The 12923-nt window shown below is 41.4% G+C and carries 12 protein-coding genes; 4 read left to right on the top strand and 8 right to left on the bottom strand.

The features are described from left to right. Positions 1–910: 910 nt before the first annotated feature. From thrS to rplT, 4 genes are all read left to right on the top strand, one after another. Positions 911–2857 (top strand): threonine--tRNA ligase, encoded by a 1947-nt coding sequence (gene thrS, locus OQ279_RS11110; RefSeq protein ID WP_266069990.1) that lies wholly within the window; start codon positions 911–913, stop codon positions 2855–2857. A 58-nt stretch (positions 2858–2915) separates the two neighbouring features. Further along, positions 2916–3437 carry a translation initiation factor IF-3 gene (gene infC / locus OQ279_RS11105; RefSeq protein WP_262504842.1) on the top strand — a complete coding sequence of 174 codons (522 nt, stop codon included), beginning with the start codon at positions 2916–2918 and terminating at the stop codon, positions 3435–3437. A gap of 67 nt (positions 3438–3504) precedes the next feature. Continuing rightward, a complete protein-coding gene (gene rpmI / locus OQ279_RS11100; protein ID WP_029033297.1) occupies positions 3505–3702 on the top strand; it encodes a 50S ribosomal protein L35 in 198 nt (65 codons plus the stop codon). Positions 3703–3841: 139 nt separating this feature from the next. Beyond that, entirely contained in the window at positions 3842–4186 is a 345-nt protein-coding gene (gene rplT, locus OQ279_RS11095; protein WP_266069989.1) for a 50S ribosomal protein L20, read from the top strand. A 264-nt stretch (positions 4187–4450) separates the two neighbouring features. Here rplT and OQ279_RS11090 read toward each other — a convergent pair whose 3' ends face one another. The 8 genes from OQ279_RS11090 to OQ279_RS11055 form a co-directional block, all read right to left on the bottom strand. Continuing rightward, a complete protein-coding gene (locus OQ279_RS11090) occupies positions 4451–4891 on the bottom strand; it encodes a secondary thiamine-phosphate synthase enzyme YjbQ (protein WP_266069988.1) in 441 nt (146 codons plus the stop codon). A 23-nt stretch (positions 4892–4914) separates the two neighbouring features. Then, positions 4915–5739, bottom strand: coding sequence for an amidohydrolase family protein (locus OQ279_RS11085; RefSeq protein ID WP_266069987.1), 825 nt, complete (start codon positions 5737–5739; stop codon positions 4915–4917). Between the two features lie 9 nt (positions 5740–5748). After that, complete coding sequence (locus OQ279_RS11080) at positions 5749–6852, bottom strand: AI-2E family transporter (protein ID WP_266069986.1); 1104 nt, start codon at positions 6850–6852, stop codon at positions 5749–5751. A 21-nt stretch (positions 6853–6873) separates the two neighbouring features. After that, complete coding sequence (locus OQ279_RS11075) at positions 6874–8058, bottom strand: asparagine synthetase B (RefSeq protein WP_266069992.1); 1185 nt, start codon at positions 8056–8058, stop codon at positions 6874–6876. Positions 8059–8212: 154 nt separating this feature from the next. Next, positions 8213–9766: a replicative DNA helicase gene (gene dnaB / locus OQ279_RS11070; RefSeq protein WP_266069985.1), complete on the bottom strand. Its 1554-nt coding sequence runs from the start codon at positions 9764–9766 to the stop codon at positions 8213–8215. 167 nt (positions 9767–9933) lie between these two features. Then, complete coding sequence (locus OQ279_RS11065) at positions 9934–10887, bottom strand: acetyl-CoA carboxylase carboxyltransferase subunit alpha (RefSeq protein ID WP_266069984.1); 954 nt, start codon at positions 10885–10887, stop codon at positions 9934–9936. Between the two features lie 45 nt (positions 10888–10932). Next, a complete protein-coding gene (locus tag OQ279_RS11060) occupies positions 10933–11859 on the bottom strand; it encodes a DMT family transporter (protein ID WP_266069983.1) in 927 nt (308 codons plus the stop codon). Next, entirely contained in the window at positions 11846–12922 is a 1077-nt protein-coding gene (locus tag OQ279_RS11055) for an LptF/LptG family permease (RefSeq protein ID WP_266069982.1), read from the bottom strand. Before OQ279_RS11055 ends, OQ279_RS11060 begins: the two co-directional genes overlap by 14 nt. Position 12923: the final 1 nt, after the last annotated feature.

Here is a 12923-nt window from a genome sequence, read left to right as displayed (position 1 = left end):
TATTTCTTCACGAGAGCAGCCACTTCTTCTGTAATTTTTCTGAAGAGCACCACATCATCCTCTTTTTTGAGATTGAGCCCTTAGGGGTCACAGTTCCCTCCACTCCTGTTATAGTCATCCAATCCCTTCGGGATTGTATATTCGTGAGGTGTATTATATATAGTATGTAGAGCAATTACCAGCAGGAGGTGCAATTTTGTAAAAGTCCTATAATTATATGGCTCCTTCGGATCCTGAAACATACCTCATGAGAAAAGAGGTGCCGAAAATGGCACTTTTGAGAAGTGGCGTTCACAAAGGTGCGACTCCGTGGGGGTCGGGATCATCACGGTATTCAGGTTAAAAACATAAGACCCCTTTGGGGTCTGGTTTCGTTACCTGTTCCCAATATTAAAGAAATGAGGCCCATCGGGGTCGTGGTTTGGGACGTGTTCCTGTTATTAAAGAATGAGAACCATTGGGCTCTTCGGTTCGTGACCTGTTACGTTACATATATAAGACCCGATAGGGTCTAACCATCCGGATCCAAAGGATCCAACATTTCGTATTCAACTTCGGCAGGGGGTGACCCCGAAGGGGTCAAATGTTTATAGCTGATAAACGAAATATCCATCGAATCACATTAATAGGAATCAAAACAAACAATCCAATCCGATTTAATATAACATGAATTGAAAACGCAAAATAGAAAACCATACATAATTATAAATCGAAGACGTTTACCCGCGTTAGGGATAGCAGCGGAAATCCTTTTTGTGAAGTATGAGCAAAAAGATTGAAGCGGATAGCCCGACCCGCATGAGCGGTAGCGAAGGAGGGGAACGCCCAAAACCTCCACATACATATTATATATATTAGTATTGTAAAGCACCTATGAACCTGTTATATTTGCAGACCTAATTCGAGTTTTATGATAAAGATTACGTTGCCCGATGGCAGTATTAAAGAGTTTGAGAACGGCACTACTCCAATGGAGGTAGCAAAAAGCATTAGTGAAGGCCTGGCCCGTAATGTGATTTCGGCAAAGTTCAACAATACAGTGGTAGAAACATCCACTCCTTTAAATACCGACGGCAGCCTTACTTTATATACCTGGAACGATCCTGAGGGGAAAAAGGCTTTTTGGCACTCTTCTTCTCACGTGATGGCCCAGGCAATCCAGGATCTTTACCCAGGCGCTAAACTGACTATAGGACCGGCTATTGAGAACGGCTTCTATTATGACGTGGATTTTGGAGACAATAAGATCTCTGAAAATGACTTCAAAAAGATTGAAGACCGCATGCTGGAAATTTCCAGAGGAAAACACGACTTCCAGATGAGAGAGGTTTCCAAGCAGGAAGCTCTTGATTTCTATAAAAAAGAAAATAACCCATTCAAGGTTGAACTTATTGAAAACCTTGAAGACGGAACGATTACCTTCTGCGATCATGATACCTTTACAGATCTTTGTCGCGGCGGCCACCTTCCCAACACCGGTGTGATAAAAGCAGTGAAACTGATGAGTATTGCCGGTGCTTACTGGAGAGGTAATGAAAAGAATCCGCAGTTGACAAGGGTTTACGGAATTTCATTTCCGAAGCAAAAGGACCTCAAGGAATATCTTGAAATGCTTGAGGAGGCCAAGAAAAGGGATCACCGGAAGCTAGGTCGTGAACTGGAACTTTTTACTTTTTCACAAAAAGTTGGGCAGGGACTGCCATTATGGCTACCAAAAGGTGCTGCCTTGAGAGAGCGACTTGAGAACTTCCTGAAAAAAGCTCAGAAAAAGGCGGGTTATGAAATGGTTGTGACTCCACATATTGGACAAAAGGAACTTTATGTTACCTCTGGCCACTATGCTAAATATGGAGAAGACAGCTTTCAGCCAATAAAAACTCCGAATGAAGGAGAGGAATTTTTGCTAAAACCTATGAACTGCCCGCACCACTGCGAGATCTACAATCACGGGCATTGGAGCTACAAGGATCTTCCGAAGCGTTTTGCTGAATTCGGAACTGTTTATCGTTACGAGCAGAGTGGCGAATTACACGGACTTACCCGCGTACGCGGATTCACTCAGGATGACGCCCACATTTTTTGTACTCCAGATCAATTAGATTCTGAATTCAAAAAGGTAATCGATCTTACTTTATATGTATTCAGCTCCCTCGGATTTGAAGATTTTACAGCTCAGGTTTCTTTAAGAGATCCTGAGAATAAAGAGAAGTACATAGGATCTGACGAAAACTGGGATAAAGCTGAAAATGCCATAATCAATGCCGCAAAGGAGAAAGGTCTTAACTATATCGTAGAAACCGGTGAAGCTGCTTTTTACGGACCCAAACTGGATTTCATGGTGAAAGATGCCCTTGGCAGACAGTGGCAGCTGGGAACCATCCAGGTGGATTATAATTTACCGGAACGTTTTGACCTTACCTATAAAGGAAGTGACAATGAAATGCACCGCCCGGTGATGATTCACCGTGCTCCTTTTGGTAGTATGGAACGCTTTGTAGCTGTACTGCTGGAGAATACAGGAGGAAATTTCCCACTTTGGCTGATGCCAGAACAGGCTATTATTCTCTCCCTCAGTGAGAAATACGAAAAATACAGCCAAAAAGTTTTAAATTCGCTGGAAAATCACGAAATTCGCGCCCTTGTAGACAACCGGAATGAGACCATTGGTAAGAAAATCCGGGGAGCAGAAGTAAGCAAGATTCCGTATATGCTGATTGTTGGAGAACAGGAAGCAGAGAATGGAACAGTTTCTGTACGTAAACACGGGGAAGGCGATCTTGGCAGCATGACTGTCGAAGAATTTGCCCAACTAATAAAAGAAGAAGTAAATAGTACTTTAAAAACATTCGAAGTTTAATTAAAATTTTTGAGCCATAGCAATACGTAGAAAAAGAACCAAAAGACCTCTTAGAGAAATCAAAGAAGATCCGCATCGCATTAACGGAAAGATACGTGCGGAGGAAGTTCGCCTTGTAGGCGATAACGTGGAAATGGGTGTTTACCCAACCCGTAAAGCATTAGCCATTGCCGAAGAACAGGAGCTGGACCTGGTGGAGATCTCCCCCAACGCCAATCCTCCCGTTGCTAAAGTAATGGACTATAAAAAGTTTCTCTATGAACAGAAAAAGCGTGACAAGGCATTAAAGGCCAAAGCAACCCAGGTGGTTGTTAAAGAGATACGTTTTGGTCCTAATACAGACGATCACGACTATGAGTTTAAGAAAAGGAATGCAGAAAAATTCCTTAAAGACGGAGCCAAATTAAAAGCTTTCGTATTCTTTAAAGGGCGTTCTATTGTATTTAAAGAACAGGGAGAGATCCTTTTACTGCGCCTTGCTACCGATCTTGAAGAACTTGGAAAGGTAGAGCAAATGCCTAAACTTGAAGGGAAAAGAATGACTATGTTCCTCTCCCCCAAGAAGACAAAATCTAAATAATCTCCTGCCATTCTAATGGATTGCATGAGTTACAATAATAAGTGAGATAATTAAAAAGAAGGACAGAATGCCTAAGATGAAAACAAAATCCAGTGCCAAGAAGCGTTTCAAGCTTACCGGTACCGGAAAGATCAAAAGAAAGCATGCGTTTAAAAGTCACATCTTAACCAAGAAGACTAAAAAACAAAAGCTAGCGCTGACTCACAGTACTTTGGTACATGAAGCAGACGAAAAAAATATCAAACTTCAATTACGTTTGTTGTAATTGAACCTTTGATGGTTTACCAAATTTAATAACCCTGGAGTCAGGCCAATTAGACGTGAGATTTTAGATATGAGATCTGAGATCTCTTTTAATTAAAAGTGCCGGTTACCGGCCGCCTGCTACAAAAAAATTTTAAAATATGCCAAGATCAGTAAATTCAGTTGCGAAGAGAGCCAGAAGAAAAAAGGTTCTTAAGCAAGCAAAAGGTTACTTTGGACGTCGTAAGAACGTTTGGACAGTAGCGAAAAACGCGGTTGATAAAGCAATGTTATATGCTTACAGAGACCGTAAAACCAAGAAGAGAAACTTCCGTTCACTTTGGATCATCCGTATCAATGCAGGTGCCCGTATGCACGGAATGTCTTATTCACAATTCATGGGGAAAGTTAAAGCCGCAGGAATCGAATTGAACCGTAAGGTTCTTGCCGATCTAGCGATGAACCACCCTGATGCGTTTGAAGCTATCGTCAAAAAAGTAAAATAAATTAAACTGTTATCTCACTTATAAAATCCCGTTCGAAAGAGCGGGATTTTTTTATGCTGAAGCATTTCTCTTATCTTTTTGCCACAAATACACGAATAATTTAAGATACATTCCCCCACTGAATTTTTCTCTGACCTGCAGGGTTTTTAAAACCTTGTAGGTCTAATCTTTTCTGCGCATTGCACCATGACCCAACTGATTATTTGTTAAGAAGATATGGATAGAGGCAGTTACCAATCTTGAAATAATTCATGTATTCGTGGTCTATTTTTTCTCACCAAAAATAGTAAGTACCAATTTTCTACTACCGCCGTGGTCGCGATGTTCACCCAGGTAAATTCCCTGCCAGGTACCCAGGTTTAGTCGGCCATTTGTAATGGGGATCTGAAGAGATGTTCCCAATAAGGCTGCTTTTATGTGCGCCGGCATATCGTCACTGCCCTCAAAAGTGTGTTTGTAGTAAGGTTGATCTTCGGGTACCATCTTATTAAAATGGCTCTCAAAATCATCTCTTACGGTAGGATCGGCATTTTCGTTGATGGTGATTCCGGCGGAAGTGTGCTGAATAAAGACTTGCAAAAATCCTACAGAAATTTCCCTGAGTTCAGGGATCTGCTGAAGCACCTCATCGGTTACCAGGTGGAAACCTCTGGGTTTGGCTTTAAGTTTTATTTTCTTCTGAAAAATGTAATCCAATCTTGCCATTTTTGACACCTTAGTTTTTACTCTTATAAGTTATAAAATTCAGCAGCATTTTTTCCGAAGATCTTTTCTTTGTCTTCTTTTGAATAACTGCTGAAGAATTTTTCTATAATCCCGTTAACTTCTGAATAACTTGCTGCAGACAAACAAACCGGCCAGTCAGATCCAAAGATTAAGCGATCTACACCAAAAGCATCGATGACCACCTCGAGAATTGGGAAGAAATCGGGAGTTTTCCAGCTGAAGTCGGGAGTTTCGGTTACCAAGCCTGAAATTTTGCACCACACATTGGGAAAAGACGCCAGTTGCTGAATCTGCTCTACCCACTGCTTATCGGGTTTTCCTGAAATCTGGGGTTTTCCCATGTGATCAAGGACAAATTTTTGCCGGGGAAAGGCTTTTACAAGTTCTACAGCACCGCCAAGCTGATAATCGAAAACAAGAATATCATAAGTGAGACCGAGATTTGCCAAAAATGATATTCCGTGCTGAAATTCAGAAGACATCATAAATTCCCCTTTTTCGTCCCAGACGGTGTGACGTATACCTTTCAAAAATGTGTTTTTTGAATAGTGCTTCAGGCGTTCTTCAACTTCAGGGGAACCTAAATCTACCCAGCCAACCACTCCTTTAATAAAGTCGTGCTTTTTTGCCATTTTCAGCAGAACCTCTGTCTCTGCTTCAGATTGATCGGCCTGTACAGCAACACATCCCGAAAATCCCCTTTTTGACAGCAAAGGCTCAAGATCTTCCGGAGAAAAATCTTTTCTGATCACGGCCATTTCATCAGAAATCCATGAATATTTTTCAGCATCATACTGCCAGAAATGCTGGTGCGCATCAATTTTCATAAGAAAATATTATTTTGAATCGGAGTCGTCGTGATCTGCTTCAACCGCTACCGGCTTTTTATCAACCTCATTTTCGGGGTTACCGGAAGCCTCCAGATGGTCTTTCACATATAATTCTTCTATAATTACTATAAGTGCGGCAAGGATGGGCGTGGCCATGATAAGCCCTAAAATTCCGGTTATCAACCCTAAAAGTACCATCCAGAAAAGTGTAAGTGCGGGAGGCAGGTGCATCATCTTTTTTTCGATCATTGGCGTAATTAAGTAGCTTTCTACTATTTGAATACCAAAGTAAAGTATGAGCACATAAATATACATATTACCTCCCTGCATGAGTGCGATCAATACTGCCGGCGCAAGGGCGAGATAGGGACCGATATTGGGAATGAAGGAGAATAATGCAGCTATTAACGCGAGGGCGTAAGGCATGGGCATGCCAAGAATTTCCAGGCCTATAGCTGTAAATACTCCAACTACCAGCATAGAAATGAGCTTGGCCATCATCCAAAGGCTGAGAGAACGCTGAGTTTTATCCATCACCTCAATTAAACGCGGACGGAAATTTATTGGAAATAACCTTATAAATCCGTGGGTGTAAATCTTTGGACTGGAAGCCAGAAAGATTCCGGTTACGATGATGATAAAAAAGTTCGCAATCGCCCCGATAGTGGTTGAAAAAGACCCCACAATTCTCGACACTACTTTTTCCCGATTTTCAATTAAAGCACCAAGATCTGAAGGTAATTCTTCAAATAAACTACGCCCAACGGAAGTCTGCCTTATCTCCTCTCTCAAATTGTTAAGAGATTGCGGTAAAGTGTTTGTCATTTCCTTCACCTGTTGTACCATAGAAGGGCCTATGAGTACAATGATCAACACCAGGATTCCCGTCATGGACAGAAGCACCAGCAATAACGCCAGCCAATAGGGCATTTTAGATTTGCTCACTATCCAGTTGGAAGAGAAATTTAGCAAAGTAGAAAAGAAGATACCGGCAAAGACCAAGAGAAAGAAATTGGCGTGAAAAATAAGCAGCGCAAGCGCTGAAAGCATCAGCAAGGCTATAAAAATCGTTTTGGTGATCTTCTTGTTGTAGTTATTGGTTTTTTCCATAGTTGGTTAGAAAGGGTCTTCTCAGGTTTTTTGTTTTTGTTTTTTGGCGGCAGGAAAAAGCACGTTGTTGAGAATAAGACGATATCCGGGGGAAGTGGGATGTAGTTCCAGTTCGGTTTTTGGATCTCCTACCATGTGTTGGTAATCCTCGGGATCATGACCTCCATAAAAGGTAAAAAAGCCATTACCTTTTATTCCGTGGATATATTTTGCTTCCCCATTGATCTTGCTCTGCCCCATTACCAGCACAGTGGGCTTGATGGTAGCAGGATCGTAAGCTGTGGTTTGGCCCATAAATCCTTTGACGAGCATGGTGTGGTTTTGGGTTAACATAGTTGGTACTGGATCCCATTTTGCCGAGTATTCCATCAAGCTAAAGTAATCTACATCCATAGGCACCTGCCGTTTCCCCGTCATATCAATTGAGGAAAACTCATACACCATTGGGTTTCTTTCCAGGATAAAATTCTCAAAGGCAAAACTCTTCTCAAAATTCAGCTCTTTCTGATAATTGGCATCGCTGGGATCACCGTCAAACATAGGTTCTGCAATATCTACCCCTTCTGCCGAAAGCGCAATATCAAAACTATCGGTGGCACTGCACATGGCGAACATGAAACCGCCTCCAACCACATAGTCCCTAATTTTCAGTGCAACTGCAAGTTTTTCTTCAGCAACTTTCTCATATCCCAACCTGGCAGCCAAAGCTTCGGCCTGTTTCTTGTCTTCAATATACCAGGGAGCAGTGCGGTAACTGCGATAAAATTTTCCGTATTGGCCCGTAAAATCTTCGTGGTGCAGGTGCAGCCAGTCAAACAACAGTAGGGCATCATTAAGAACTTCCTCATCATAAATGGTTTCATAAGGAATTTCGGCATAGGTGAGCACCATAGTTACAGCATCATCCCAAGGCTTATTTCCCTGTGGAGAATACACTGCAATTTTAGGGGCTTTTTCAAGTAATACAGCCTGCATATTTTTAGATGGGTTCGAGATTTCTTCAAGAATATCTGAAGTTTTTTGATCACTAATCACCTCATAAGAAACACCACGGATCTTACATTCTCTGCGGAGTTCTTCGGAATCGGGCATTAAAAAGGAACCGCCCCTATAATTGAGCAGCCACTGCACTTTTACATCTTTGTCGAGCATCCAGTAAGTGATGCCATAAGCCTTGAGATGGTTACGCTGACTTTCGGCATCCATAGGGATAAGGATCTGCGATGCAAAAGCTGAAGCAGAAAACACCAGGAAAAATAACAGTATGCAAAAGCCGGAAAAAGTTGTACTATTTCCGGCTTTTAAAGATATGTTTTTAGTAAAAAGCTCTACGGAAAAATTCCGGAGAGATGAGATTTTATTAGAAAGGTACGTCGCTGTCGTCATCATTTAAGTCATCATTCATCGAGCTTCCGAAGGCTTCATTGGCACTCGGGAAATGGCTAGTATTGAATCCAAAATCTCCAGAATCATTGTCATTCATCTTTGAATGGAACTCAGAAGGGGAATCAAAGTCATCTAAGTTATCGAATTTACCTAAATGTCCAATAAATTTAAGCCTAATATTCTCAAGTCCACCGTTCCTGTGTTTGGCAACAATGAATTCTGCCTGTCCATCTGTTGGAGAACGCTCTTCATCATCCCACTCTTCTATTTTATAATATTCTGGCCGGTAGATGAACGAAACGATATCGGCATCCTGTTCAATCGCACCCGATTCCCGAAGGTCACTCAAAAGTGGCCTTTTTGACCCCCCTCTTGTTTCCACCGCCCGCGATAACTGCGAGAGCGCAATTACCGGCACGTTCAATTCTTTAGCCAGGGCCTTAAGGTTTCGGGAGATCGTCGAGATCTCCTGTTCCCGGTTCCCTCCTTTTTGGCTACCACCGGCAGTCATAAGCTGAAGGTAATCGATCACGATCAACCTAATACCGTGTTGAGAAGCCAACCTCCTCGCCTTTGCCCTAAGGTCAAAAATAGACAGGGAAGGTGTATCATCAATAAAGAGCGGTGCTTTTTCAAGACCCTTCACCTTTACGTTAAGCTGTTCCCACTCATGTTTTTCAAGATTTCCTGTACGCAGTTTTTCTGAAGACAAACCGGTTTCAGAAGAAATTAAACGGGTGATCAACTGTACAGAAGACATCTCCAGGGAAAAGAAGGCTACCGGAATATTCTGGCCTACAGAAATATTTCGGGCCATAGAAAGTGTGAGGGCCGTTTTCCCCATACCAGGACGGGCAGCCACAATCACAAGGTCACTGGGTTGCCATCCGGAAGTAAGCTTATCGAGCTTTTCAAATCCTGAAGGAATCCCTGAAAGACCTGATTTGTTGGAAATCTCCTGGATCTTTTTCTTTGCCTGCATCACAAGATCTTGTGCAGTTTCTGAAGATCTTTTTATGTTTCCCTGCGTTACTTCATAAAGTTTAGATTCGGCAGTGTCTAAAAGATCGAAAACATCGGTTGTTTCATCGTATGATTCTTCGATGATCTCGTTGGAAATCTTTATTAAACTACGCTGAATATATTTTTGAAGAATGATCCTCGCATGGAACTCGATGTGAGCAGAAGAAGACACTTTTTGGGTGAGCTGCACCAGGTAAAAGTCGCCACCTACCTGCTCCAGTTTCTGATCTTTCCTCAATTGATTGGAAACCGTTAATAAGTCGACCGGTTCAGAATTCTCGAACAGCTTAAATATGGCTTCGAATATATATTGATGGGCACTTTTATAGAAAACATCGGGATGTAAAATATCGATAATTTCGTCAACACCTCTTTTATCAATCATCATGGCTCCAAGCACAACTTCTTCTAAATCAACAGCTTGAGGCGGAATTTTCCCTTTCTCGAGATTGATGACATTCCCGGGATTAAAATTATAATTTTGAGGGGCTTTGACTTTTTCCATGTTACGAAAGTAGAGAAATAGAGTATAGAATTTAGCCGAAAAGGGCTTTACTTAGTTCACAGGTTATGAACATTTTAACTGTTCATAACTTAAAAATTTTGTTGATAAGGCCAAAAAAATCCGAAGAGTTTCTCTCCGGATTTTTTCCTGTCTTATGTAATAAGGATTTAACCTTTAAACACTCCCATTTGGGAATACTTGTTCATTCTTTTTTTCACCAGTTCATCTGGTGATAAGTTTTTGAAGTCTTCATAAGCTTCAGAAATGGCATCTTTTACTATAGAAAATGTCATTTCCCTGTTGCTATGTGCACCACCAACTGGCTCTTTTACGATCTCGTCTATGAGCTTTTGCTTTTTCATATCCTTAGCAGTAAGTTTCAAAGCATCGGCTGCCCTTTCTTTGTACTCCCAGCTTCGCCATAGAATAGACGAGCAGGATTCGGGTGAAATCACCGAGTACCAGGTATTTTCGAGCATGAGTACTTTATCACCCACACCAATACCTAAAGCGCCACCACTGGCTCCTTCACCAATAATCACCACGATAATTGGAACTTTAAGCCTGGTCATTTCAAGTATATTTCGGGCGATTGCTTCTCCCTGCCCTCTTTCTTCAGCTTCAAGACCTGGATAGGCTCCCGGAGTATCTACAAAAGTAACTACAGGGATCCCAAATTTTTCGGCAGATTTCATTAGACGGAGCGCTTTTCTATAACCTTCAGGATTTGCCATTCCAAAATTGCGGTACTGACGGGTTTTTGTATTAAATCCCTTTTGCTGCCCCACAAACATATAGCTTTGATCGCCAATTTTTCCAAGGCCTCCAATCATGGCTTTATCATCTTTTACATTTCGATCTCCATGAAGTTCCAGAAAAGTGTCACCACAAATAGCGTTAATGTAATCTAATGTATAGGGGCGGTTTGGATGGCGTGAAAGCTGAACCCTTTGCCAGGCGGTAAGATTCTTATAGATCTCTTTTTTGGTTTCAGTGAGTCTCTTCTCAATTTGACGACATGTAGCTGTAACATCAACATCACTTTCCTTACCAATGGCACAAGCTTTCTGGTACTGCTCTTCCAACTCTTTTATAGGTAATTCAAAATCTAAATATTCCATAATGAGCTATGGGTTGTTTTTAATTAGCTTACAAATATAAGAAACTTAAGAGCTAGCTTTCGGCAGTTTTTTGAATTTTCTCCTTGTCTTCAAAAAGCCATTCAGGATTACGGTAATAAGAATGATTGCTGCACCATAATAAAACCCCGGATTCATAGCCTCATCACTTCCCAAGACCCAAAAGGCAAGCAGAATTCCGTACACAGGTTCCAAATTTATAGTAAGCATTATGGTATATGGGCTCAAGTGCCGCATAACGGCTACAGAAGCTATAAAAGCATAGGCGGTGCAGATGGAAGCCAGAATAAACAGGTAAATCCAGTCTGCCGCCGAAACGTTAAAGAAATTTGCGCTAAACCCAGAGCTACTGCTATTTCCGAAGAAAGAAAGAAAAAGAAGATAAACGGTGATGGCACCGGCACCAGTAAGCAGTTCGTAAAATGAAATTACAGAGGCATCTTCCTGCTTAGCCAATTTGCCGTTAATAAGGGAGAAAACTGAAGAAAGAAAAGCAGAAAGTAGCGCAAGCAGGATTCCAAGAACGTACTCTGTCTCTACCTTGAAAATAATATACAACCCACAAATCACCACTATTCCTAAAAGGATCTCATACCATATAACTTTACGTTTGTAAAAAATTGGTTCAAGAATAGAGGTGAAAAAAGCCCCTGTAGAAAGTAGAGCGAGGGTAATGGAAACATTGGAAACCTTAATGGCCCCAAAGAAGGTTAACCAGTGAACGGCAATTACCACGCCGGCAATTAGCATCACTTTAATTCTTCCCGGTGCCAGCTTCAGGTTCTTTTTCTTCCACTTTATCCAAAGAAAGATAAAGCCGCTGGCCAATAACATCCTGTACCACACCAATGGTACGGCATCTAAGGTGATCAATGCGCCTAAGACTGCGGTAAACCCCCAGATAAACACAATGAAGTGAAAGTGCAGGTAAGCCTTAACTTTATCGCTTAGCATTCCAGAGCAGGTAAGCAGCTAAAACTCCGAAGAACATATTTGGGAACCATACAGCCAACAACGGTGAGAAGGTACTTTGCTCGGCAATGGTACCAAACACCTTATCCATAAAAATGAAAATAAAGGCCAAAGTAATTCCCAGCGCAAGGTTCACTCCCATTCCGCCGCGGCGTTTCATAGAAGAAACCGCAACAGCAATTATGGTAAGAATATAGGCAGAAACCGGCAGACTCCAGCGTTTGTAAGCCACCACTTTATAGCGATTTATATTTCCAGAACCCCTACCTTTTTCCTGCTCAATAAAAGCTTCGAGTTCATTGTAATTAAGTGTCTCTGCCATATAAGACACCGGTGTAAGTTCATCAAAATCAAATGGCAGCACAGTATCTTTACTAATTTCTGAAATCAATATATCTCCATCTTCACCAATAATCCTTTTGTGGTAGTTGGTAAGGGTGTAGGTAGAATCTTCTTCATTCAATTTTAGCCTTGACGCACTTATTTTATATTTAAGTTTATTTCCTTCAAAATGCTCCAGGGTAAAATTCTGAGCCGAATTAATTCGGGGTTGAAAGTGAGAAGCATAAATAAATTCATTATCATTAATTTGCCTGTAGACATCACTGGTCTCCTGCACATCACTACCCCTTTTTAGGTAAGTGTACTTAAACTCATTAAAACCTTTACTTGCACTGGGAGCAAGATACATACCCAAGACAAGGGCTGCGACACACACTATTGTAGACCCAATCATATATGGGCGAAGAAAACGCCAGAAGGAAACCCCACTACTCAAAAATGCGATAATTTCGGTGTTCTGAGCCAGCTTTGAAGTAAACCAAATCACCGAGAGGAACAGAAACAAAGGAAAAAGTAAGTTCGCAAAGTAGATGGTAAAATCAATATAATAGTTCACTACTTCCCAAAAAGGCACTTCGTTCTGAAGGATCTTATCAATCTTTTCGGCAAGATTTACCGTTATTCCAATAGGAATAAAGAGGAGCAGCATTAACACGAATGTCCCCAGGTATCTCTTTAGTATGTACCAATCAAGGATCTTCAAA

Source organism: Salinimicrobium profundisediminis (assembly GCF_026241755.1).
GTDB classification, from domain to species: domain Bacteria; phylum Bacteroidota; class Bacteroidia; order Flavobacteriales; family Flavobacteriaceae; genus Salinimicrobium; species Salinimicrobium profundisediminis.
The sequence above is the reverse complement of the archived record's forward strand: the minus strand, read 5'-3'. Positions and strand labels throughout refer to the sequence as shown.

Excerpts from the sequence above, each read along its gene's own strand:
- thrS (WP_266069990.1), top strand. The coding sequence starts at position 911 with ATGATAAAGATTACGTTGCCCGATGGCAGTATTAAAGAGTTTGAGAAC.
- rpmI (WP_029033297.1), top strand. The coding sequence starts at position 3,505 with ATGCCTAAGATGAAAACAAAATCCAGTGCCAAGAAGCGTTTCAAGCTT.
- rplT (WP_266069989.1), top strand. The coding sequence starts at position 3,842 with ATGCCAAGATCAGTAAATTCAGTTGCGAAGAGAGCCAGAAGAAAAAAG.
- OQ279_RS11090 (WP_266069988.1), bottom strand. The coding sequence starts at position 4,891 with ATGGCAAGATTGGATTACATTTTTCAGAAGAAAATAAAACTTAAAGCC.
- OQ279_RS11085 (WP_266069987.1), bottom strand. The coding sequence starts at position 5,739 with ATGAAAATTGATGCGCACCAGCATTTCTGGCAGTATGATGCTGAAAAA.
- OQ279_RS11080 (WP_266069986.1), bottom strand. The coding sequence starts at position 6,852 with ATGGAAAAAACCAATAACTACAACAAGAAGATCACCAAAACGATTTTT.
- OQ279_RS11075 (WP_266069992.1), bottom strand. The coding sequence starts at position 8,058 with ATGGATGCCGAAAGTCAGCGTAACCATCTCAAGGCTTATGGCATCACT.
- dnaB (WP_266069985.1), bottom strand. The coding sequence starts at position 9,766 with ATGGAAAAAGTCAAAGCCCCTCAAAATTATAATTTTAATCCCGGGAAT.
- OQ279_RS11065 (WP_266069984.1), bottom strand. The coding sequence starts at position 10,887 with ATGGAATATTTAGATTTTGAATTACCTATAAAAGAGTTGGAAGAGCAG.
- OQ279_RS11060 (WP_266069983.1), bottom strand. The coding sequence starts at position 11,859 with ATGCTAAGCGATAAAGTTAAGGCTTACCTGCACTTTCACTTCATTGTG.